Source organism: Pseudoxanthomonas kalamensis DSM 18571 (genome assembly GCF_010211745.1).
Classification (GTDB): Bacteria; Pseudomonadota; Gammaproteobacteria; order Xanthomonadales; family Xanthomonadaceae; genus Pseudoxanthomonas_A; species Pseudoxanthomonas_A kalamensis.
Genome location: NZ_PDWQ01000002.1, coordinates 494,431 through 516,800, shown reverse-complemented (window position 1 = coordinate 516,800; position 22,370 = coordinate 494,431). Strand labels below are relative to the sequence as shown.

The window sequence follows — 22,370 nt, the reverse complement described above, 5'->3', positions numbered from 1 at the left end:
TTACACACTCCACCCTCGTCCGTCCCCGTGTTCTTGTCTCGTATACGCAAGCGACCCCCCCCCAACACCCCCCCCTTCTATCCGCCGGCGGCGTCGGATTGGTATAGGGGCCGGCCCCGCCGCCGATCCGCTCGACACTGCCCGCCGTCTGCTGGACGGTGGCGAGCCGTCGCTTGCCGAACTGGCTCGCCACACCGGCTTGAGCGCCTCGCACCTGCAGCGTCGTTTCCGCGCCCGCTACGGGCTCAGTCCGGCCGAATACCTGGCGCGGCGCAAGCTGGGCACGCTGAAGACCGCCTTGCGCGAAGGCAGCGACGTCACCAGCGCGCTGTACGACGCCGGCTACGGCTCGCCTTCGCGGGTGTACGAACAGGGCGCGCGCAAGCTGGGCATGACCCCGGCGACCTATCGCGCCGGTGGCCGCGGGGTGGAGATCCGCTGGAGCATCGTTGATACCGTGCTCGGCCAGGCGCTGGTGGCCGCGACCGAACGCGGCATCTGCGCGGTGGAACTGGGAGAGGACGGTGCTGCACTGGAACGCAAGCTGCGGGCCGAATTTCCGCAGGCGACGCTGCAGCGGGTGGACGCCGGCCGCGACGACTTCCTGGCCCCGCGCCTGCGCGCGGTGGCCGAACGGCTGGCTGGCGGCAGCGCCGAAGTGGCGGTCGATCTGCTGGGGACCGGCTTCCAGCAACGGGTCTGGGAGGCGCTGATGAAGATTCCCTCGGGGCAGACCGCCAGCTATGCGCAGATCGCCCGTCAGCTGGACGCGCCGCAGGCGGCACGGGCGGTGGCCGGCGCCTGTGCCCGCAACCGGATCGCGGTCATCGTGCCCTGCCACCGGGTGATTCGCGGTGACGGTTCTCCCGGCGGTTACCGCTGGGGGCTGCCGCGCAAGCGGCAGCTGCTGCAGCGCGAACACGAGGCGGCCGCGCCATTGCTCGACGCGCAGGCGTAGAATCGTCGCGCACTTCCCGTAGCGCACCCGAATGAACTCCCCCGCACCCGCTGCCGCCGCGCCCTCGCGTGGCGGCGTTTCCGTCTTGATCGCCCTGCTGATCGTCTATCTGGTCTGGGGCTCGACCTATCTCGGCATCCGTTTCGCGCTGGAAGGCGGCTATCCGCCGTTGCTGGCGGTATCCGGCCTGCGCTTCGTGTTCGCCGGCGCGGCAATGTACGCCTTCCTGCGCTGGCGCGGGATGCCGGCGCCGACCCGTGCGCAGTGGAAGCAGGTGGCGATGATGGGCGTGCTGCTGTTGATGCTCGGCAACGGCGGGGTGGTGCTGGCCGAACAGAGCGTGTCGTCCGGGCTGGCCGCGGTTGCGGTGGCCTCGGTGCCGGTGTGGATGGGATTGTTCGGCGCCCTGCGCGGGCAGCATCCGGGGCGCGGCGAATGGCTGGGCATCGCGATCGGGTTCGTTGGCGTGGTCTGGCTGAATTCCGGCAGCGCGATGGCGGCCAGTCCGCGCGGCCTGGTCCTGCTGTTGCTGGCGTCGGCGGCCTGGGCCTTCGGCTCGGTGTGGTCGCGCGGCCGCGATCTGCCGGCGCCGCCGATGACCGCGGCTGCGCAGATGCTGTGTGGCGGCGTGGTGCTGGTGATCGCCGGCCTGCTGCACGGCGAGCGCTTCGAAACGCTGCCGACCTGGCAGGGCACCCTGGCCTGGCTGTACCTGGGCGTGTTCGGCTCCATCGTCGCCTTCACCGCCTACGTGTGGCTGCTGCACCACGTGCGTCCGGCGCTGGCCGGCAGCTACGCCTACGTCAATCCGGTGATCGCGGTGGCGCTGGGCGCGTGGCTGGCGAACGAGCGTTTCGGTATCCACGAACTCGGCGCGATGGCGGTGATCCTGGCCGGCGTGGTCATCATCACCCTGTCCAGGGTGCGGCGCCCGGCATGAGCGCCGCGCTGGACCGCAAGGGGTTGGCGATCACCGCCGGCGCGTTCGCGCTGTGGGGTGTGGTGCCGCTGTACTGGCTCTTGCTCAAGGCGGTGCCGTCGCTGCAGATCATCGCCCACCGGATCGTCTGGAGCGCGTTGCTGGTTGTCGGCTGGCTGCTGCTGCGCGATGGCTTGCGCTGGCTGCGCGCGATCGTCGCGCGTCCGCGCACGCTGGCCCTGCTGGGCGTGAGCAGCCTGCTGATCGCGTTCAACTGGGGCCTGTACATCTGGGCGGTCAATGCCGGCCATGTGGTCGAAACCAGCTTGGGCTATTTCATCAATCCGCTGCTCAACGTGGTGCTGGGCGTGCTGGTGCTGCACGAACGGCTGAACCGGGTGCAGTGGCTGGCGGTGGCCTGCGCAGCGCTGGGCGTGGCCTGGCTGGGCTGGCATGCTGGCGCGCCGCCGTGGATCGCGCTGGGGCTGGCGCTGTCGTTCGGCCTGTACGGACTGTTGCGCAAGTTGCTGGCGGTGGATGCGGTGGCCGGGCTGGGAGTGGAAAGCCTGTACCTGGTGTTGCCGGCGCTGGGCTACGTGCTGTGGTGCGAACGTGGGCATGGTGGCGGTTTCGCCGGCGACTGGGGCCTGGGCATCGACGCGCTGCTGGTGTTCGGCGGGGTGGTGACCGCGATCCCGCTGATCGGCTTCGCCTACGGTGTGCGCCGGATTCCGCTGTCGCTGGTTGGCCTGTTGCAGTACATCGCGCCGACCCTGCAGTTCCTGATCGGCGTGTTGGTGCTGCGCGAGCCCTTCAATGCATCGCAGGCGATCGGCTTTGCCGCGATCTGGCTGGGGCTGGCAGTGTTCGCGGCTGACGGCCTGCGCCGGTCGCGGCGGATCGCGCCGGCGCAGGGCTGAGCCGACGCTCAGACCCGGTGCGGCACCGGCAGGCGTTTCGGCGCTTGCGGACAACTGGCGCCGTCGCCATCACCGGCGGTGCGGGCCAGCCAGCCATCGACCACCGGACCCAGTTCGTCCATCCGCATCGGCAGGGTCAGGTGGTCCTCGCCGGGAACTTCCAGATAGCGCGCGCGCGGCGAAGCCAACGCCAGCGCGCGGCCATGCTGGACGGGGATGTGGCGGTCGTTGCGTCCGTGCACCAGCAGCACGCAGGCGCGGGTGTCGGCCAGCGCGGCGGTCACGTCGATCCGGTCCAGGTCCACGTCCAGCTTGCGGTCGGCGGCGGCGATCACCGCATCCAGGTTCTGGTCGCCATAGCGCCAGCGCGCCAGTTGCAGGGTCGCCTGCGCTTTCAGCCCCTTCGGATCGCCCGACAGCATGTGCGGGACCATGTCGCGGATGCCACGGCCGGCATTGGCAAACGATTCCATCGCCACCACGCCCGCCACCTGGTCGCCGAGGCGGTCGGCGGTGAACAGTGCGGTCGCCGCGCCGTAGGACACGCCGAACAGGTACAGCGGGCCGCGGATCTCGCCGCGTGCGCGCAGGGCGGCGATCACCGCGGCCACGTCTTCGGCCTCGCGGGTGCCGTAACCGGCCGGCCCGCCGCCGGAATGGCCGTGGTTGCGCAGGTCCAGGCTGATGCTGCGATAGCCGGCCTGGGCCAGTTGCAGTGCCCACGGCAGCATCGAATCGCCGTCCATCATCCAGCCGTGCAGCAGGATCACCGTTCCGCGCGGTGCCGCTGCGGTTGCGGCTGGCGCAAGGAAGTCCAGCTCGAAGTCGGCGCGCGTACGGGTCGGCGAGGCAGGGTAGTAGGCGTAGTGCAGGCGGTAATCGCCCGGATCGATGGCGCGCCAGAAGATCGGCACCCCGGCCGGGGTGTCGACCAGGCCGCTGCGGCTTGGCAGGGCGGCCAGCATCGCGTCCAGCCGCTCGCGCGGGATCAGCGGCGAACTGCCGCCGGGCGCGACGATGCGCTCGCTGAGCGAGGTCGAGTCGGAGGTGAAAGCCTGGCCGGCCAGCCACAGGCCGGCGCACGCCAGCAACAGCAGATGGCGGAGCATGGGGGATGGGGGTTGTCGTCGAACGGACAGGCGAATCTACGCACCCGCGACCGCCGGCGCTATCGCATTACGGTGACAAAACGATGACAATTCAGCCGCGATTGTTCCGCCGTCGCAGCTGCATTCGGCTTAACCGCTAGAATTGGCGGCTCCCGTTCCCCCAGACCCTGCAACTTTCCGGTATCGACATGACGTCTTCCCATGCCAGTCCCCGCGGCAGCATCGTCGCGCTTGTCACCCCCATGCTTGAAGACGGCCGCGTCGATTACGCCACCCTGCGCAAGCTGATCAATTGGCATGTTGCCGAAGGCACCGATTGCATCGGCGTGGTCGGCACCACCGGCGAATCGCCCACGGTCGATGTCGACGAGCATTGCGAGATCATCCGGGTGGCGGTCGAACAGGCTGCCGGACGGGTATCGGTCATGGCCGGTTGCGGCGCCAATTCCACCGCCGAGGCGATCGCCCTGGCTAAATACGCGCGCCAGGTCGGCGCCGACAGCCAGTTGCAGGTGGTGCCGTACTACAACAAGCCCGGTCAGGAAGGGCAGTACCGCCATTTCAGGGCGATCGCCGAGGCGACCGGCGACCTGCCGATCGTGCTGTACAATGTGCCCGGCCGTTCGGTCGCCGACATGCAGCACGACACCGTGCTGCGGCTGGCGCAAGTGCCCGGTATCGTCGGCATCAAGGAAGCCACCGGCAACATCGAACGCGCGCTGTGGCTGATCCGCGAGAAGCCGGAAGCCTTTGCCGTGTACTCCGGCGACGACGCCACCGCGGTGGCGCTGATGCTGTGCGGCGGCCAGGGAAACATCAGCGTGACCGCCAACGTGGCCCCCCGCTTGATGCATGAAATGTGCATGGCGGCCCTGGCCGGCAACGTGCGCGAAGCAATGGCCATCCAGATGCGCCTGCTGCCGGTGCACAAGCAGTTGTTCGTCGAAGCCAACCCGATCCCGGTCAAGTGGGCGATGGTGCGCATGGGCCTGTGCGGCGGCACCCTGCGCCTGCCGATGACCGAACTGGACGCCGGCAACCAACCGAAGCTGGAAGCCGCGCTGCGCGAAGCCGGTCTGCTGGACGGCTGATCCCGCGCAGCCGGTATCGCAGCGGAGCCGGCAAGCACCGGCTCCGAGTAGGATCACACTGTTGTGCGCAATGCTGTCGTGATCGGCAGCCGCGCGGCGCGCAGGGCCGGGAACAGGCCACCGACCAGGCCAATCGCCAGCGCCCATTTCAGCCCGCCCCACAACAGCGCCGGCGTGACCTTGAACTCGAACATCACCTGGCTGAAGTTCGCGCCCAGCGTGGCTACGCTGTAGCCGTTGAACACCACCCAGGCGACCAGTCCGCCCAGCAGTCCGCCCAGCAGCGCCAGCAGCATCGTTTCCAGCATCACCGCCACCACTACCGGCAGGCCGCGGAAACCGATCGCGCGCATCGTGGCGATCTCGCGTGCGCGCCCGGCGACGGCCGCGTACATGGTGTTCAGCGCGCCGAATACCGCGCCGATCGCCATGATCGTGCCGATCACCGTGCCGAGGATGCGGATCAGCGCGGTAAGTCCCGAGGATTGCTTGGTGTAGTAGTCGCTCGTGGTCAGCACGTCCAGCTTCAGGCGCGGGTCGCCATCGACGGCGGCCTTGAACTGGTCGAAGCCGGCCTTGCCCTCGGTGCGCACGGTGACCGACTGGAAGGCTGGACGGCTGTAGGCCGAGGCCAGGGTTTCGGTGTCGGTCCACAGCTCCGAGTCGTGCGCGTCGCCGGAGGCGAACACGCCGACCACGGTCCAGTCCTGGTTGCCCAGCCGTAGCGTCTTGCCGACATCCAGTCCGCGGTATTGGCCCTTGGCGCCCTGGCCGACGACGATCTCGCGCAGGCCCGGTTCGAACTTGCGGCCCTCGATGATCTTCACCTTCGGACGCACCGCCCACGCGGCCTCGTTGATGCCGCGGAACTGCGCATTGGCGTCTTCGCCGCTGCCGGCGGTGGGCAGGTTGACGACCTGCGACAGTTCCGGCGACAGCACCGCATGGCCATCGGCATCCTTGGCGATTCCGGGCAGGGTCGACAGCAGCGGCACCTGGTCGCGGGTGATGACCGAATTGGTTTCGGCCTGCGATCCGCCGCGCAGCACGATGGCGGTGTCTTCGCTGCCGGTCTGCTTCAGCGTGGCGGAAAAGCCTTCGCCCATCGCCAGCATGGCCACCAGCACGCCGACCACGCCGGCGATGCCGACCACGATCACCGACGAGGCGCCCCAGCGCTGCGGCAGGCTGGCGATGCCGATGCCGGTGGCCGCCAGCGCCAGCCGCCCGCTGCGGGTGAAGGCCAGCCACAGTCCGAGCAGCAGCGCCGCGATCACGGCGCCCTGCCAGGGCAGCATGATCCACGCGGCCAGGCCTGCGGCGAGCAGAATCAACGCAGTCAGAGTGGACAAGAATCTTCTGCCCCGATTGACATCGCCCAGTCCGAGCAGCCAAAGGGGCAGCTGCTTCAGGAACATGGAGATTCGTTGGCCTCGTTGTGCATTCCCAAAGCCGAGAATCAGATGCAGAACGTGGCCGATCTGATAAATAAACGTTTTGATAAAGGACATGTCTGTTCTCCTACCGCCCGGCCAGCGCATCGACGATCTTCAGGCGCATCGCCCGCATTGCGGGCAGCGCACCGACAATCAGGCCGATGCCGGCCATCAGGGCCAGGCCAACCAGCCAGGTCTGGGTCGGGATGCTGGGCAGGGAGATCATCCCGTTGCTGGCACCGCTGACGATCGGCACGATCACTGCGGCCAGACCCATGCCGATCATGCCGCCCAGCACGATAAGCAGCACCGACTCCACCAGCACCAGCACCAGCACGGTACGGTTGGTGAAACCGAGGGTCTTCAACACGGCCAGTTCCGGAATGCGCTCGCGGACCGCCTGCGCCATCGTGTTGCCGGTCAGCAGCAGCAGGGTGAAGAACACCGCGCCCATGATGGCGGTGACGATCAGGCCGATGTCGGCGAACTGCTTGGCGAAGGCCTGGTTGAACGCCTGCTCGGTCTGGGTCTTGGTCTCGTGTTCGGAATTCTGCGAGATGGCGTCGACGGCCTTGGCCACCCGGGTAGCGTGATCGACGTTGTCGAGCTTGACCATGTACCAGCCGACCTGGCCGTTGACGTACTGGTTGGCCTCGTCGAAATACTTCCAGTGGAACATCAGCTGGTTTTCTTCGCCCTTGCGCTTGCTGTCGGCCAGCTTGAAGGTGCCGCGCAGGGTCAAAGGCCAGGCATTGCTGCCGTCCTTCTGCGGGAAAATCGTCGCCTGCAGCGGGATGGTGTCGCCGATCTTCCAGTCGAAGCGTTTGGCGAGGGTTTCGCCGACGATGGCGCCGGTGCGGTCGGCTTCCCAGGCCTTCACCTGCGCCGGGTCGATGACGTATTCGGGATACATCTCAAGATAGCCGGGACCGACCGAAAAGTTCGGGAAGAAATTCTTCGGGTCCTTGTAGATGCCGCCGAACCAGGCGGCATAGGTCGCCTGCTTCACTCCGGGAGTGGCTTCGATCTGCGGTAGCAGGCGGTAGGGCAGCATCTGCGTGATCGACAGTCGCGAGGCGACCACCAGGCGGTCGGCGCCGGCCACGCTGCCGCCGGAATTGAATGCCACCCGCACCGAGTCCAGCAAACCGAACAGCAGGAAGGCGGCGACCACCGACAGCAGGGTCAGCAACGTGCGCGTCTTGCTGCGAAAAAGCGCCGACCAGATCAGCGAGAAATATTTCATGGCGGCCTCCGGTCAGTGCGCGGCGGCTGGCGCATCGACCAGCTCGCCCTTGTCCAGATGCAGGGTGTGGGTGGCGTATTCGGCGGCCTTCGGGTCGTGGGTGACCATGATGATGGTCTTGCCGTGTTCGCGATTGAGCATCTTCAGCAGGTCGAGGATTTCCTCCGCCGAATGCCGGTCCAGGTCGCCGGTGGGCTCGTCGCAGATCAGGAAGGTCGGGTCGGAGACGATGGCGCGGGCAATGGCCACGCGCTGCTGCTGGCCGCCGGACAGTTCGTTCGGCCGATGCCGGGTGCGGTCGCCCAGACCGACCAGCTGCAACGCGATTTCCGCATTGCGCTTGCGCTGGGCCGAACCCAGTTTGGTCAGCAGCAGCGGAAGTTCGACGTTCTTCTGCGCGGTCAGCGTCGGCATCAGGTTGTAGAACTGGAACACGAAGCCGACGTGATGGCTGCGCCACTGCGCCAGCTGCGCGTCGTTCATGTTGTCGATGCGCTGGCCCTCGATCTCGATCTCGCCGCTGCTGGGCGTGTCCAGGCCGCCGATCAGGTTCAGCAGGGTGGTCTTGCCAGAACCGGATGGCCCCATCAGTGCGACGAAATCGCCACTGGGAATGTCCAGATCGATGCCGTGCAACACGTCGACCCGTTCCGGGCCGCGCTGGTAGGTCTTGGTGAGATCGCGGATGCTGACCAGGGATGACATGGCGATTTACCTTTGTGGAAAGTAAGTGGTCGGGGCGGGGCGCGAACCGCAGGTGCGGCGCGTCATGATTCGGGCGCTGGTTTCACCTTGGCGCCGTCCTGCAGTTCGTCGGACGGGGAGAGCACGACGGTTTCGCCGGGCGTGAGGCCTTGCAGCACCTGACGGCCATCGTCCAGTTCGCGGCCCAGTTTCAGCGTGCGGACTTCGACGGTGTCGTCGTCGCCGACGACCAGCGCGCTGTCCGCGCCGTCGCGCTGGACGATCGCTTCGGCCGGAACGCGCACACCCTGCGGCTCCTGCTTTGCGTCGTCCTCCGGCGCTTCCAGGAAACTGACCCGCACGCCCATGTCGGGCACGATGCGCGCATCCTTGGTCTTCAGCGCGATGCGGACCTTGACCGTGGCCTTGCTGCGGTCGGCGGTCGGGATGATGGCGATGACCTCGGCGGGGATCTTCCAGTCGGCGTAGGCATTCAGTACTGCCTGCACCGGCATGCCCGGCTGCACGCGACCGATGTAGGACTCGTTGACGTCGACTTCGACTTCCAGCGAATCCATGTCGACGATGGTGCCGATGCCGGTGCGGGTGTAGCCGCCGGTGGCCAGCGGTGAGACGATCTCGCCCGGTTGTGCGGCCTTGGCGATCACCACGCCGGCGAATGGTGCGCGGACCACGGTGTTGTCGACGCCGATGTCGGCGATCCGCAGGCTTTCGCCGGCGACTTTGGCGTTGCGCTGCGCGGTCAGCAACTGTGCGCGCAGCGAGTCGCGGGTGGCCACGGCCTGGTCGTACTGCGCGCGCGAAACCAGCTGCTGTTGCACCAGGGTGGACAGGCGGCGCGCGTTGGCTTCGGCTTCGGACAGTTGCGCCTGCACGCTTTCGACCTGGCTACGCGCCGCGCTCAGCTGCGCGGTGGCCAGTGCGCGTGCGGCATCGGCGTCGATCGGGTCCAGCGTGGCCAGCAGCTGGCCTTCTTCGACCCGTTGGCCTTCCTCGATCAGCACCTCGCGCACGCGGCCGGTGACCTTGGCCGAAACGGTGGCCATGCGGCGGGCGACCACGTAGCCGGTGGCGTCGAGTACCGACGCCGAGGCGCCGCCGTTGCCCAGCGCCACCACCGGCGCGGTCTGCACCTCGACCGCGGTGTCGCGGCTGAACCAGGCCCAGGCCAGCGCCGCCAGGGCCAGTACGGCGACGGCCACGCCCAGTGCGATCCACAGACCGCGCCGCGAGGTCTGCGGTGGTGGCGGTTTGCGGTCGATGCGGAGCTCGTTCAGCAGGTCGGCGGGGGTATTCATCGGCAAGGACGGGATCGGATGGCGGAACGCACAGTGTGGACGCGGACGGCGCGCAGGTCACGTGGCGCAGTCTAGGGATGCGGGCGGGAGCGTGCAGGTGAGGTTTGTCATGCGAATGGCATGACGTCGCCGACTGCAGGATGTGACGCCGTCGGCGCAGCATGCCGGCGTGCCGGAGGCGACGGATCGCGAAGGTGCGATCATGGATGCCTGCCAATGCAGGCGTATCGTCGATTACGCCTGTTTGCGCCGGATTGTGGCGCCTGGACCTGCCCGAAAGCCGTAGCGGACCGCATGCAATGAATTCCACAGGACTGCTCGAACGATGGTTCCCGCTGGCGCCGGATTCTTCGGCGGCGTTCCGCAAGATGCACGGCAAGTCGCCATGGTTCGACATGATCCACCTGCTGTGGACGGCGTGGGTGTTCGTCACCCCGGTGTTCTCGCCGGTTGGCTACGACCGTCGCTGGTGGCTGTTGACCCTGCTGTCGTATCCGCTGTTCCTGTGGCTGTACACGAAGATCCTGACCGTGTCGCGGCGCGCGGTGCACGGCTATGCCCTGTGCATCGTCGCGCTGGGATTGGGATTGATGCCCTGGTATCCGTCGGGGCTGACCTATTTCGTGTTCGGCTGCGTGCTGCTGCCGCATTCGGAGCGCCTGCGCTCGCTGTGGACCTATCTGATCGTATTGCTGCTGCTGGATGCGCTGGTGCTGGCCGAGGGCCTGTGGCTGGGCTATCCGTGGCCGGCGATGGTGCCGATCCTGGTGGTGACCCTAGTGGTCGGCATTGTTTCCTACGTGGAGTACGACGTCGCGCGCAAGGATGCGGCGCTCAAGCTCAGCCACGACGAAGTGCGGCGGCTGGCCGCACTGGCCGAACGCGAACGCATCGGCCGTGACCTGCACGACCTGCTCGGGCACACGCTGTCGCTGGTGGCGCTGAAATCCGAACTGGCCGGCAAGCTGCTGTCGAGCGATCCACGGGCCGCGCGCGGCGAGATCGACGAAGTGGCGCGAGTAGCGCGCGATGCGCTGTCGCAGGTACGACGCGCGGTCAGCGGCATCCGTGCCGCCGGGCTGGCGGCGGAACTGGCATCGGCGCGGCTGCTGCTGGAAACCGACGGCGTGCATCTGGACTACGAACTGGACCCGGTGAACCTGCCGCCGGAGCTGGAAACCGCGTTGGCGCTGTGCGTGCGCGAAGCGGTGACCAACATCCAGCGCCACGCGCGCGCCGGCCGCGCCACGGTGACGCTGCGACTGTCCGCGGGACAGGTCGCGCTGGCCATCAGCGACGATGGTCGCGGCGGCGCGCTGGAACCGGGCAACGGGCTGAGCGGCATGCGCGAACGGATCGAAGCGCTCGGCGGCACGCTGACGGTCGAATCCGTCCCCGGCCGCGGCACCCGGCTGCAGGCCATCGTCCCGCTGGCGCACGCCGAAGCCGCGCTGACGGAGCCGCAAACGCTGCCACAGCCATGAGTCGGTGCGGCGACGGCTCTGCTATCGTCGCCGCATGCGCAGAACGCCGTCCACGCCGTGATCCGGATCCTGCTGGCCGAAGACCAGGCCATGCTGCGCGGTGCGCTGTCCGCGCTGCTGGACATGGAGACCGACATGCAGGTGATCGGCAGTGCCGGCGACGGCGAATCGGCCTGGCGCGAACTGCAACGCCTCGCGCCGGACATCCTGATCACCGACATCGAGATGCCCGGACTGACCGGGCTGGAATTGGCGCAGCGGATCCAGCGCCACGAACTGCCGGTCAAGGTGGTCATCGTCACCACCTTCGCCCGCGGCGGCTACCTGCGGCGGGCGCTGGATGCCGGCGTGTCCGGCTACGTGCTGAAGGAGGCGCCGGTGGAGAAACTGGCCGAGGCCTTGCGTCAGGTCCATCGCGGCGGCCGCGCGATCGACCCGCAACTGGCACTGGAAGCCTGGTCCGACGCCGATCCGCTCAACGACCGCGAGCGCCAGGTGCTGCGGCTGGCCGGCGAAGGCCAGTCCGCCGGCGACATCGCCGCGCAGCTGAGCCTGTCCCAGGGCACCGTGCGCAACTATCTGTCCGAGGCGATCGGGAAGCTTGGCGCCGGCAACCGCATCGAGGCCTATCGGCTGGCGCGGCAGAAGGGCTGGCTGTAACTGCGGTTTCGCCGGTGGCCGGGTAGGCTGGGGCCACGGTTTTCACCAAGGGAGCGCGGGATGAACGGGATCCGGGTGTCGTGGGTGTTCTGGGTGGTGGCGGTGCTGGGGCTGTTGTGGAACCTGCTCGGGGCCGCGGCGTTGTGGATGGACATGGCGATGTCGCCCGACGCGGTCGCCCAGTTGCCGGGCGCGCAGCAGCAGATCCGCGCGGCGTCGCCATCGTGGTTGTACTTTCCGTGGGCGATTGCGGTGGCCGCCGGCGTGCTCGGCGCACTGGCGCTGCTGCTGAAGAAACGGCTGGCCGAACCGCTGTTCCTGGTATCGCTGCTGGCACTGCTGGTGCAGGTGATCGGCGGCTATCTGACCACGCCGGCGTGGTCGCTGACCGGCGTGCCGGGGTTGGCGTTCCCGGCGGTGCTGGTGGTCATCGCGCTGTTCCTGTGGCGCTACGCCAGCGGCGCCAAGGCCAGGGGCTGGCTGGGCTAGTAAAACGTGCGGCCTTAACCGGCGGCGTTGCAGCGCGCCTTCAGCATCGCGTAGGCCGAACGCAGGCCCAGCGCTTCGCCGCCGGCCGGTCGGCCGGGGCGGGCGCTGTCGTTCCAGGCGTACACATCCAGATGCGCCCACGGCGTGCCTTCGGGCACGAAGCGTTCCAGATACAGCGCCGCGGTGACCGCGCCGGCCATGCGCGAACCGGCGTTGGCCATGTCGGCGATCGGACTGGTCAGGTAGCGCAGGTACGGCCGCCACAGCGGCATCCGCCACACCGGGTCGCGCATCTGCTGTCCGGCCGATAGCCAGTCGTTGGCCAGCGCGTCGTCGTTGGCGAACAGTGCCGGCAGGTCGGGACCCAGCGCGATCCGCGCTGCGCCGGTCAGGGTGGCGAAATCGACGATCAGCGCCGGCGACGCTTCGCCGGCCAGCGTCAGCGCATCGCACAGCACCACCCGGCCTTCGGCATCGGTGTTGTCGATTTCGACGCTGACGCCCTTGCGGGTGGCAATCACCTCGCCGGGGCGGAAAGCCTCGGGGCCGATGGCGTTCTCCACTGCCGGGATCAGCAGGGTCAGCCGCAGCGGCAGCTGGCGCGCCATCACCAGCCCGGCCAGCGCCAGCGCATGCGCCGCGCCGCCCATGTCCTTCTTCATGTTGCGCATGCCGTCGGCCGGCTTCAGGTCCAGGCCGCCGGTATCGAAGCACACGCCCTTGCCGACCAGCACCACGTGCGGTGCGCCATCGTCGCCCCATTGGAGGCGCAGCAGGCGCGGTGCGCGATGCGAGGCGCGGCCGACGGCATGGATGGCCGGCAGGTTCTGCGCCAGCAGATCGTCGCCGACGATGCTGTCGAAGACGGCGCCATGCTCTTGAGCGATCGCGAGCGTCGCCGCTTCCAGTTGTTCCGGACCCATGTGCTCGGTCGGCGTGTTGACCCAGTCGCGCACGCGCCGGCAGGCGGCCAGCAGGTCCAGCGCTTCGCTGTCGGCGTGCTGCAGCCACAGCCGTGCCGGCAGCCGCGCCGGCTGCTTGTAGCGGTCGAAGCGGTAACTGCCCAGCCCCCAGCCCAGTTGCAGTGCGGCGCTCGCTTCCGGCGCCAGTTCGTCGGCCGCCTTCCAGTCGCCACCGGGCAGGGCAAACGGCGCATGCGCATAGGCGTAGGGATCGAGCGCGTCGCCGATGCCCAGTACCGCCGCGTCCGGGCCGTTGTCGCCGGGCAGCAACAGCAGCGTGCCCGGGGCGGCATCGAACGCCTGCGCCGCGGCCCAGGCCTGCCAGGCCGGCGATTGCGCGGCGATCCAGCCGGTGAAGCCGCCCTTGTCCAGCACGTGCAGCGGACGCGCGTTGTCGGAAGCGGAGGTGAAGCCGGCGGGAAGGTTCATGCGTGCACTCGGGGGTCGGTGTCGGGTTGGGTCGCATCCAGCCAGTCGGCCAGTGCGGTCAGGGTGTCGAACTGCAGGTCCGGTTCGATGTCGTCGTGCGGCCAGTCGTGGCCTTCGCGGTTCAGCCAGCAGCTGCGCAGGCCGGCGCGGATGGCGCCAGCGGCGTCGAGGTCGGCATGGTCGCCGACGTGCAGCACTTCACCGGGGGCGACGCCGAGGCGCTGGCAGGCGGCGTGGAAGATGCTGGCCTCGGGCTTGGCCGCGCCGTGTTCGCGCGAATGCAGTTGCGCGACGAAGTGCCCGGCCAGCCCGATCCGCTCCAGATCGGCGTTGCCGTTGCTGAGCGAGGCGAGCGGGAAGCGCGCGCTGATCCGCTGCAGCGCGTCCAGGCTGTCCGGGTACAGCTCGACCTGGTTGCGCGCGGCGTAGAAGGTTTCGTAGGCCGCGTCCAGCAGATCAAGGTCGGCGCCGCTGTCGCGCAGAGCGACCTCCAGCGTCAGCCGGCGCAACGCGCTGAGGTCGTGCAGCAGGTGACAGTTCTGCGCGAACACGCGCTCGCGCAGCTCGCGCATGCGTTCGACCGGGAACATCGATGCGGTCGCCGGGCTGTGTTCACGCAGCCAGTCGTCCAGCACGCGCTCGATGCGGGCGCCGACCGGGGCGAACGGCCACAGGGTGTCGTCGAGATCGAGGGTGATGGCGCGGACGGTGAAACTCACCCGGCCATTGTAATCGTGCCGGGGAACCGACGCCGGTTCTCAGCGGATCAGCAGATAGCCCTCGTGCAGCAGGGTTTCGCGGCGGGTCATGGCCGACAGGAACACCGTTACCCGCGGGTCCAGTTCGTCCCGTGCGAAGCCGCGTGCGTTGACCGACTGGCCGCAGATTTCGAAGCGCACCCCGGCTTCCATCAAGGCATCGATCAGCGCAGCGTTGGCGTGAGGCGCATTTTCGCGCGCCTCGAACGCTTCCGGCCGCAGCGCCAGCGATGCCGCCCCGCCGTGCAGCAGGACTACTGTCTGCACGCGATCATTCGGCACACCGGTCAGGGCAAACAGGTTCAGTGCCCGCGCCACCGTATCCAGGCCGCGATTGAGGCCTGCGGCATTGGTCGCAGGATCGGTCAGGTCGAACAGCAGTTTGCGCGCACGAGGGTCCTGCGCGTCTGGATGCTCGCCGATGTCGGCCACGCCGCCGGCAATGGCGATCCGCGGATGCTGCAGGACATCGGCGGCGCGGGCGGGACTGCTGATCATGGCTGCGGCCAGCAGCACGCCCGCGCAGCGTGGAAGAAGGGAAAGCGTGTTGGTCATTGGCGTGGTTCCATCGTGGTATTCATGTGCTTGTCCGTTGGCAGGCTATCGGCGAAGCGGCGCGCATGATCGCCGGCTCAGCGTTCGGACAGCTCGGTCGCGGCCTCGGCCGGCCGCGGTTGCACTGGTTCGGTGTCGTCGGTGGTGTTGCCGGCGGTCGTCGGCGCTGGCTGTGGTGGCGCATCGTCGCGGGTTTCGTCGTCGTTGCCGGCCGCCAGTCCGGACAGTTCTTCCATCGCTGCCTGTGCGGTGGCGAACAGGCCCGAGACCGAGCTCAGCATGCGCAACGCGCGCGGGCCGTCCAGCGCCGACAGTGGTTCGCTGCGACCGACCAGAAAGCCGCCGACCAGTCCGGCCGAGACGATCCGCAGCGGCGTCCAGCCTTCGCGCCAGGTGGTCCGCAACGCGCCCCAGCGCTCGGAGACCTGACCCAGGCGTCCGTCCAGCACCGACTCGGCGCGTTGTACCCGGCGCTGCAGCTGGCGGTAGTTCATTCGCTGTCTCCGTCGTCGCCGTCATCGCGACCCAAGCCGAACCGGGCCAGCTGGCGGCGGCTGGTTTCCAGATTGGCGTCGCCGAAGTAACGCAGCATCTTCCACGCGCCAAGCGCGGCCACCGCGCCGCTCAAGGCGGTGGCGATGGCCAGCGCCAGCGGCCACGACAGCCCGAAGCCGTTCAGTACCGCGACCAGCCATGCCATCAGCAGCAGCCAGGCCGAGGCGCCGAACACCGCGGCGACCACCAGCCAGACCAGGGCGCGGACCAGCGCGGCGCGGGCCAGGGCGATGTCGGCGGCGATCAGGTTGCGCAGCGCGCGGCCGGCATCGACCGCCGCGGACAGGCCTTCGCGCCCGGCCTGGCCGAACTGGCGCAGGCTGTCTTCCAGCGAAGGCGATTCGGACGCGGACGATTCCGGGGCCGGCGTTTCCTGCGCCGGGCCGGCGTTCTCCCCGGCGGGCGTCTGCTCGGGCGTGCGGCTCACGCGCGGAGGCGGCGGCTCACTTGTCGCCGCCGCTGCGCGCCAGCTTGGCGATGATCCAGCCGGCGGCGAAGGCCGCGCCGAACGAGACCAGCGGACGTTCGCGGATCAGTTCGGCGGCGCTGTCGATCAGGTCGCGGCCCTTGTCCATCAGCGCGTCCATCTGTTCCTTGGCGGCCGCGCCGCTGACCTCGGCGGCGGCGATTCCGGACAACGCGCCATCGGCCAGTTCGGCCTTGACGTTGGCCTTGCCCAGCTTCAGTTCGTCGCCGGCAACGCCAGCGGCTTCCTTGATCGCATCGCCGGCGGCGCTGGCCGCGGACTTCAGGTGCGAGCCGGCTTCGCCCAGATTGCTCTTGAAGCTGTCGCTGGCGGTGGGTTGGCTCATGGCGGGACTCCTCTGGACGGGCGGGAATGAGGAACAGCCTACCGCGTTGCGACGGCGCGTGCGTGACCGTGGACGTGGTCGGCGGCTATTGCATGATCAGGTTGCCGGTGCGGCCAGCGCGCCAGATCCGCAGCACCAACTGCTCGGGCTTTTTCTGGAAGCCGGCCTGGAAGCCGGCAAGGTCGCCGAACTCGCCGCTGCTGGCGGCCAGCACGATGTCGCCGGACTGCAAGCCGTTCTGTTCGGCGCGGCTGCCGCGCTCGACCTGCAGCACCTGCACGCCGCCGGCCGCACCGCGGCTGCGCAGCCGCTGGCGTTCGGATTCGTCCAGTTCGCGGAAGGTGGCGCCGGTCAGGCGCGGATCAAGGTTGGCGCCGCCCAGCTGGCGCACGCTTTCCTTCAGTTTCGCATTCAGTTGCAGCGGCTTGCCGTCGCGGCGCACGTCCAGCCTGACTGCGCTGCCGACCGCCTGCAGGCCTTCGAAGTTGTGCAGGGCGGCGGCATTATCGATGCGCTGGCCGTTGGCCGACAGGACCACGTCGCCGACCTGCAGGCCGGCGGTGGCGGCGGCCGAGCCGGGATAGATGCGGGTCACCAGTGCGCCGCGCGGGGTGTCCAGCCCCAGCGCCTGCGCCAGCCGCGCGTCCACGTTCTGGCTTTCCAGGCCCAGGGTGCCGCGCCGGACCTCGCCGGTGCTGAGCAGCTGCTGCATGACATTGCTGGCCAGGTTGCTGGGGATGGCGAAGCCCAAGCCGATGGCGCCGGCGCGGCTGCCCTGCGGGTTGAAGGTGGCGCTGTTGATGCCGACCAGGCGGCCGTCCAGGTCGACCAGGGCGCCGCCGGAGTTGCCGGGGTTGATCGAGGCGTCGGTCTGGATGAAGTTCTGGAAGCCGGCCATCGGGATGCCGCTGCGGCCCACCGCCGAGACGATGCCCGAGGTGACGGTCTGGCTGAGCCCGAACGGATTGCCGATCGCGACCACGAAGTCGCCGACCTGCAGCCGGCTGCTGTCGGCCAGCGGGATCTCGGTCAGGGCCTGCGCCGGGATCCGCATCAGCGCCACGTCGGTATCGGCGTCCGAGCCGATGAACTCGGCCTCCAGCGTGCGGCCGTCGGCCAGCGTCACCGACACGTCGTCGGCGCCGTCGATGACGTGGTGGTTGGTCAGCACATAGCCGTGCTCGGCGTCGATGATGACGCCCGAGCCCAGCGATTCGTTGATCCGTTCCTGGGTCAGGTCGGGGAACATGCGGCGGAAGAACGGATCGTTGCCGAACGGCCCCGCGCTGACCCGCACCACCTGCTTGGTGTGCACGCTGACCACCGCCGGCATCACCCGCTTGAGCATCGGCGCCAGCGAGGGCGTGGCTATCTGGCCGGGCACGCTGGCCGGCAGGGCGGCGACGGGCTGGACCGGAGCCGAGACCGGCGGCGGCGCGGCCTGCGCTGGCTGGTCGAAGGTCTGGTGCAGGGCGGTGGCGGCGAAACCGCCGAAGGCCGCGGCGGCGGTCAGGGCAAGCAGGGTAGGCAGCGGGCGCATGGTGTCGGGGCAGGGTCCGGATCGAGCCAGTGGGGATATCGGGCCGCCGCCCCGGTTCCCAAGCCTTGCCGGGGAGCCGGAAGCGGGGCGGCCAACCTGAACGAGTCTGCCGATGGACCGTTAAACCGGCGGTGAAGTTCACCAATCTGGGCCTCCCGGCCCCGCCCCGGCGCCGGCCCATCGGTGTTCGCCGGGCGATATGGCCGAAGACGACAGTTTTATGTTGACAGCCCGGATCGGCAGGGGTAGTTTTCAAACCTCGTGCCGCCACTAGATGTTGCGTCGCCAGCGTGAAACAAACCCAAGCAGTAGGGGTTTCATGAGGTCGGGGCGCCCAATTGGGGATCAGGCGCAGTGAAACTTGGCAAGTGGGATGACATGGGCAGCGTTCAGGGGTGGCAATCGCGGTGGCAGCCGGGGTCGGGGGACACGGCGATGAGCGTGAAAATCCGCGAGCCTCGCTTGCGGCGGTTTTCATCGGTATAGCAGCGACTTTTCCGGTCGGGAATGCCTGGCCGGAACAGGTAAGTATTGGTATCCGGTTCAGCATTTTTCACTAATTCGAACAACAAAAGATCCAGCGGGAGAACAACCAGAACATGAGCACGGTGCGCCTTGAGGCAGTGAAATCGGCAGACATGGCCGCGGCCATCCCGATGCAGCCGGCTTCCCAGGACATCTGGGACAAGAAATACCGCCTGAAGACCAAGCAGGGCGAGGCTATCGATGCCGACATCGATGGCACCTACCAGCGGGTTGCGCACGCCCTGGCCGAGGCCGAGGCGACGCCGGAGGCGCGCCAGTACTGGAACGAGCGTTTCCTGTGGGCGCTGCGCCGTGGCGCCATTCCCGCCGGCCGCATCACCTCCAACGCCGGCGCGCTGGAACACAAGCCGGCCACCAGCACCATCAACTGCACCGTCAGCGGCACCATCACCGACTCGATGGACGGCATCCTGGACAAGGTCCACGAGGCCGGCCTGACCCTGAAGGCCGGTTGCGGCATCGGTTACGAGTTCAGCACGCTGCGGCCGAAGGGGGCGTTCGTCGCCGGCGCCGGCGCGTACACCAGCGGGCCGATGTCGTTCATGGATATCTACGACAAGATGTGCTTCACCGTGTCCTCGGCCGGCGGCCGCCGCGGCGCGCAGATGGGCACCTTCGACGTTTCCCATCCGGACGTGCGCGACTTCATCCGCGCCAAGCGCGAGGACGGTCGCCTGCGCCAGTTCAACCTGTCGCTGCTGATCACCGACGGCTTCATGCAGGCGGTGGAGAACGACGACGAATGGCCGCTGGTGTTCCCGATCAGCGCCAAGGAGTCCGGCGACGTCGACCTGGACGACGCCGAGCAGGTGGTTTGGCGCGACTGGCCGCAGGCCGCCGGCTACGTGGTCCGCGACGACGGCTTGGTCGCCTGCAAGGTCTACGGCAGCCTGCGCGCGCGCCACCTGTGGGACATGATCATGGTCTCGACGTACGACTACGCCGAGCCGGGCTTCATCCTGATCGACAAGGTCAACGAGATGAACAACAACTGGTGGTGCGAGAACATCCGCGCCACCAACCCCTGCGGTGAACAACCGCTGCCGCCGTACGGCGCCTGCCTGCTGGGCTCGGTCAACCTGACCACCTTCGTGCGCGACCCGTTCACCGACCAGGCGCGCTTCGACTGGGAGGAATACAAGGAAGTCGTGCGCGTGTTCACCCGCATGCTGGACAACGTGGTCGAGGTCAATGGCCTGCCGCTGCAGCAGCAGCGCGACGAGATCATGCGCAAGCGCCGCCATGGCATGGGCTTCCTCGGTCTGGGTTCGACCCTGACCATGCTGAAGATGAAGTATGGCAGCGCCGATTCCTGCACCTTCACCGAGCAGGTGGCGCGCGAGATGGCGGTCGCCGGCTGGGAAACCGGCCTGGCCCTGGCCCGCGAGAAGGGTGCCGCGCCGATCATGGAGGAGCGCTTCGAGGTCACCGCTGAGATGCTGCGCAAGCGTCCGGAAATGGCCGCCGACGGCTGGCGCGTCGGCCAGCAGATCCCCGGCAAGGTCCTGCACGCCCGCTACAGCCGCTACATGCAGCGGGTCGCCGAAGTGGCGCCTGACCTGGTCGATGAACTGGCCGAAATCGGCTCGCGCTTCACTCATCACAGCTCGATCGCCCCGACCGGCACCATCTCGCTGAGCCTGGCCAACAACGCCAGCAACGGCATCGAACCGTCCTTCGCCCACCACTACAGCCGCAACGTCATTCGCGAGGGCAAGAAGTCCAAGGAAAAGGTCGACGTCTACAGCTACGAGCTGCTGGCCTACCGCGAACTGGTCAACCCGAAGGCGATGCCGTTCGCCGAGGAGGCCGAGGCGCGGCTGCCGGACTACTTCATCGCCGCCGACGACATCAGCCCGAAGGAGCATGTCGACGTGCAGGCCGCGGCGCAGAAGTGGGTGGACAGCTCCATCTCCAAGACCGCCAATGTCCCGACCGACTACCCGTACGAGGAGTTCAAGGACATCTACCGCTACGCCTACCAGCAGGGGCTGAAGGGCTGCACCACGTTCCGCTTCAACCCGGCCGCCTTCCAGGGCGTGCTGGTCAAGGAAGCCGACCTGGAGAACACCACCTACCGCTTCGAGCTGGAAGACGGCTCGAGCGTCGAGGTCAAGGGCAACGAACAGATCGAATACGACGGTGAGATGCACACCGCCGCCAACCTGTTCGATGCGCTCAAGGAAGGCTATTACGGCAAGTTCTGACCCTGCCGGGGGCAGTTCCCGGCGACCGCTGCCAAGGTCGCCGGAACAGTCCCCGCCGCGGCTTCGTTTCCCGTTCCACCCACCCATTCCACAGTGCCCGGCAACAGGTATAGCATCGCCGTCGTGACAACCCCCCAATGCCCCAGGAGGGCGCCATGAGCAACGGTAGTGGTGTGACGGCGACACTGTCCGAGGTCGCCGGAAGCGTGAAGGAAACCGCAGTGGAAATCGGCGAGGCGGCCGCCAGCAAGACCGGCGCTACCGTGGCCAAGGCCAGGAAGGCGGCCAGCAAGACCGCGAAGAAGGTGAAGAAAGTGGTGAAGGCCGACATCGCCAAGGCGAAGAAGGTCGCGAAGAAGGCCAAGAAAGCGATCGACAAGAAGACCGCGCCGGCCAGGAAGGCGGTCAAGAAGACTGTCGCCAAGACCAAGAAGAAGCTGGCCGCGGCCAGCGCCAGCGCGAAGAAGGAAGCCGCCGCGCTGAGCCGGAAGAAAGCGGCCAGAAAGGCACCGGCGAAGAAGGCAGCCGCAAAGAAAGCGGTCGCCAAGAAGGCGCCGACCAAGAAGGTCGCGGCGAAGAAAGCCCCGGTGAAGAAGGTCGCTGCCAAGAAGAAGGCTGCGGCAAAGAAAGCGCCGGCGAAGAAAACCGCCCGCAAGGCGGCGAAGAAGAAATAGGCGGTACCGACCCTCCTCCGCACCATGCGGGGGAGGGCAGGCCGGTCCGGAGGGACCGGCCGTTGCACCCGAACATACAACAAGACACAACACAGGATTTCAGCGTCATGGCCGTCAAGATCGAGAAGAAAATCAAGGGTTACAGCGTCATCACCCCGGAAGACAAGGCGCGCGAGAAGGCTGCGCCGGCCAAGGGTGGGTCGATCAGCCGCGCCGACGCCGAGTCCGAGTTTCCCTCGGCCGACATCATCCACATGCACGAGCGCATCGAGCGCCCGGAAGTGCTGATCGGCAGCACCTACAAGATCAAGTCGCCGCTGGTCGAACACGCCATGTACGTGACCATCAACGACATCGTGCTCAACGCCGGTACCGAGCACGAGCATCGGCGCCCATTCGAGATCTTCATCAACTCCAAGTCCATGGACCACTTCCAGTGGATCGTGGCGCTGACCCGGATCATGTCGGCGGTGTTCCGCAAGGGCGGCGACGTGACCTTCCTGGTCGAGGAAATGAAGGCGGTGTTCGATCCGCGCGGCGGTTACTTCAAGGCTGGCGGCGTGTACATGCCGTCGCTGGTGGCCGAACTGGGCAGCATCGTCGAGGAACACCTGAAGTCGATCGGCATGCTGCACGATCCGGAGATGAGCGAGCACCAGCGCGCACTGATCGCCGAGAAGCGCAAGCAGTACGAAGAGCGCTCAAAAAAAAACGCTGAAGTAATCGCCCGCCAGGAGGACGCCGGCCCGGTCGGCGAACTGCTGGCCGAGCAGGGCCGCGATGGCGCCGGCGAGGACATCGCCGTCACCGGCGAAGGCGCCAGCTTCCCGCCCAGCGCCACCATGTGCCACAAGTGCAGCACCAAGGCCCTGGTCATCATGGACGGCTGTGCCACTTGCCTGAATTGCGGATACAGCAAGTGCGGGTGACATGATCTTTGCCGGGAATGCGTTGGATCGCTTTTCAGCAAACCGGTGCAGTCGATGGGAGATGACGCTCGCAGCTTGACGGCAGGAC

22 protein-coding genes are annotated in these 22,370 nt (G+C 67.9%); 10 read left to right on the top strand and 12 right to left on the bottom strand.

Annotated features, from left to right (window positions below; genetic code table 11):
• Window positions 1-79: 79 nt before the first annotated feature.
• The 3 genes from CSC70_RS06420 to rarD are packed head-to-tail and all read left to right on the top strand — an operon-like array spanning window position 80 to window position 2,797.
• Window positions 80-958 carry a bifunctional transcriptional activator/DNA repair enzyme AdaA gene (locus CSC70_RS06420; protein WP_343038775.1) on the top strand — a complete coding sequence of 293 codons (879 nt, stop codon included), beginning with the start codon at window positions 80-82 and terminating at the stop codon, window positions 956-958.
• A gap of 31 nt (window positions 959-989) precedes the next feature.
• Complete coding sequence (gene yedA / locus CSC70_RS06415; RefSeq protein WP_162455816.1) at window positions 990-1,898, top strand: drug/metabolite exporter YedA; 909 nt, start codon at window positions 990-992, stop codon at window positions 1,896-1,898.
• Entirely contained in the window at window positions 1,895-2,797 is a 903-nt protein-coding gene (gene rarD, locus CSC70_RS06410; RefSeq protein WP_162455815.1) for an EamA family transporter RarD, read from the top strand. The genes yedA and rarD overlap by 4 nt, the downstream gene beginning before the upstream one ends.
• An 8-nt stretch (window positions 2,798-2,805) precedes the next feature.
• Here rarD and CSC70_RS06405 read toward each other — a convergent pair whose 3' ends face one another.
• Entirely contained in the window at window positions 2,806-3,906 is a 1,101-nt protein-coding gene (locus CSC70_RS06405) for an alpha/beta fold hydrolase (RefSeq protein ID WP_162455814.1), read from the bottom strand.
• Between the two features lie 188 nt (window positions 3,907-4,094).
• Here CSC70_RS06405 and dapA point away from each other — a divergent pair, with 188 nt between their 5' ends.
• Window positions 4,095-4,997, top strand: coding sequence for a 4-hydroxy-tetrahydrodipicolinate synthase (gene dapA / locus CSC70_RS06400; protein ID WP_162455813.1), 903 nt, complete (start codon window positions 4,095-4,097; stop codon window positions 4,995-4,997).
• Between the two features lie 53 nt (window positions 4,998-5,050).
• On the opposite strand, the gene CSC70_RS06395 is transcribed toward dapA, so the two are convergent.
• From CSC70_RS06395 to CSC70_RS06380, 4 genes are all read right to left on the bottom strand, one after another.
• Window positions 5,051-6,295, bottom strand: coding sequence for an ABC transporter permease (locus tag CSC70_RS06395; protein ID WP_425501528.1), 1,245 nt, complete (start codon window positions 6,293-6,295; stop codon window positions 5,051-5,053).
• 223 nt (window positions 6,296-6,518) lie between these two features.
• Complete coding sequence (locus tag CSC70_RS06390) at window positions 6,519-7,679, bottom strand: ABC transporter permease (protein ID WP_162455811.1); 1,161 nt, start codon at window positions 7,677-7,679, stop codon at window positions 6,519-6,521.
• 12 nt (window positions 7,680-7,691) lie between these two features.
• Entirely contained in the window at window positions 7,692-8,384 is a 693-nt protein-coding gene (locus CSC70_RS06385; protein WP_162455810.1) for an ABC transporter ATP-binding protein, read from the bottom strand.
• A 62-nt stretch (window positions 8,385-8,446) separates the two neighbouring features.
• A complete protein-coding gene (locus CSC70_RS06380) occupies window positions 8,447-9,682 on the bottom strand; it encodes an efflux RND transporter periplasmic adaptor subunit (RefSeq protein ID WP_162455809.1) in 1,236 nt (411 codons plus the stop codon).
• Between the two features lie 299 nt (window positions 9,683-9,981).
• Here CSC70_RS06380 and CSC70_RS06375 point away from each other — a divergent pair, with 299 nt between their 5' ends.
• From CSC70_RS06375 to CSC70_RS06365, 3 genes are read left to right on the top strand one after another with little or no spacing between them, the layout of a single operon-like run.
• Window positions 9,982-11,166 (top strand): sensor histidine kinase, encoded by a 1,185-nt coding sequence (locus tag CSC70_RS06375; protein ID WP_162455808.1) that lies wholly within the window; start codon window positions 9,982-9,984, stop codon window positions 11,164-11,166.
• Window positions 11,167-11,223: 57 nt separating this feature from the next.
• Window positions 11,224-11,826 carry a response regulator transcription factor gene (locus CSC70_RS06370; RefSeq protein WP_162455807.1) on the top strand — a complete coding sequence of 201 codons (603 nt, stop codon included), beginning with the start codon at window positions 11,224-11,226 and terminating at the stop codon, window positions 11,824-11,826.
• 60 nt (window positions 11,827-11,886) lie between these two features.
• Entirely contained in the window at window positions 11,887-12,315 is a 429-nt protein-coding gene (locus tag CSC70_RS06365) for a hypothetical protein (protein WP_162455806.1), read from the top strand.
• Between the two features lie 14 nt (window positions 12,316-12,329).
• On the opposite strand, the gene CSC70_RS06360 is transcribed toward CSC70_RS06365, so the two are convergent.
• The 7 genes from CSC70_RS06360 to CSC70_RS06330 all read right to left on the bottom strand — a co-directional run bounded on the left by CSC70_RS06360 (window position 12,330) and on the right by CSC70_RS06330 (window position 17,926).
• A complete protein-coding gene (locus tag CSC70_RS06360) occupies window positions 12,330-13,706 on the bottom strand; it encodes a leucyl aminopeptidase family protein (protein ID WP_162455805.1) in 1,377 nt (458 codons plus the stop codon).
• Window positions 13,703-14,425 carry an HAD family hydrolase gene (locus CSC70_RS06355; RefSeq protein ID WP_162455804.1) on the bottom strand — a complete coding sequence of 241 codons (723 nt, stop codon included), beginning with the start codon at window positions 14,423-14,425 and terminating at the stop codon, window positions 13,703-13,705. Before CSC70_RS06355 ends, CSC70_RS06360 begins: the two co-directional genes overlap by 4 nt.
• 39 nt (window positions 14,426-14,464) lie before the next feature.
• Complete coding sequence (locus tag CSC70_RS06350) at window positions 14,465-15,019, bottom strand: DsrE family protein (RefSeq protein ID WP_162455803.1); 555 nt, start codon at window positions 15,017-15,019, stop codon at window positions 14,465-14,467.
• A 77-nt stretch (window positions 15,020-15,096) separates the two neighbouring features.
• On the bottom strand, window positions 15,097-15,513 hold the full coding sequence (locus CSC70_RS06345) for a protein sip-5 (protein WP_162455802.1): 417 nt from the start codon (window positions 15,511-15,513) through the stop codon (window positions 15,097-15,099).
• A complete protein-coding gene (locus CSC70_RS06340; RefSeq protein WP_246189335.1) occupies window positions 15,510-16,001 on the bottom strand; it encodes a phage holin family protein in 492 nt (163 codons plus the stop codon). Before CSC70_RS06340 ends, CSC70_RS06345 begins: the two co-directional genes overlap by 4 nt.
• Before the next feature lie 16 nt (window positions 16,002-16,017).
• Window positions 16,018-16,386, bottom strand: a complete 369-nt coding sequence (locus CSC70_RS06335) for a hypothetical protein (protein WP_162455801.1) — start codon at window positions 16,384-16,386, stop codon at window positions 16,018-16,020.
• A gap of 85 nt (window positions 16,387-16,471) precedes the next feature.
• Complete coding sequence (locus CSC70_RS06330; RefSeq protein ID WP_162455800.1) at window positions 16,472-17,926, bottom strand: Do family serine endopeptidase; 1,455 nt, start codon at window positions 17,924-17,926, stop codon at window positions 16,472-16,474.
• A gap of 599 nt (window positions 17,927-18,525) precedes the next feature.
• Between CSC70_RS06330 and CSC70_RS06325 the strand changes: the two genes are divergently transcribed.
• The 3 genes from CSC70_RS06325 (at window position 18,526) to CSC70_RS06315 (ending at window position 22,282) form a co-directional block, all read left to right on the top strand.
• On the top strand, window positions 18,526-20,679 hold the full coding sequence (locus CSC70_RS06325) for an adenosylcobalamin-dependent ribonucleoside-diphosphate reductase (RefSeq protein ID WP_162455799.1): 2,154 nt from the start codon (window positions 18,526-18,528) through the stop codon (window positions 20,677-20,679).
• 155 nt (window positions 20,680-20,834) lie between these two features.
• Complete coding sequence (locus CSC70_RS06320; RefSeq protein ID WP_162455798.1) at window positions 20,835-21,353, top strand: hypothetical protein; 519 nt, start codon at window positions 20,835-20,837, stop codon at window positions 21,351-21,353.
• 107 nt (window positions 21,354-21,460) lie between these two features.
• Window positions 21,461-22,282 carry a TSCPD domain-containing protein gene (locus tag CSC70_RS06315; protein WP_162455797.1) on the top strand — a complete coding sequence of 274 codons (822 nt, stop codon included), beginning with the start codon at window positions 21,461-21,463 and terminating at the stop codon, window positions 22,280-22,282.
• Window positions 22,283-22,370: the final 88 nt, after the last annotated feature.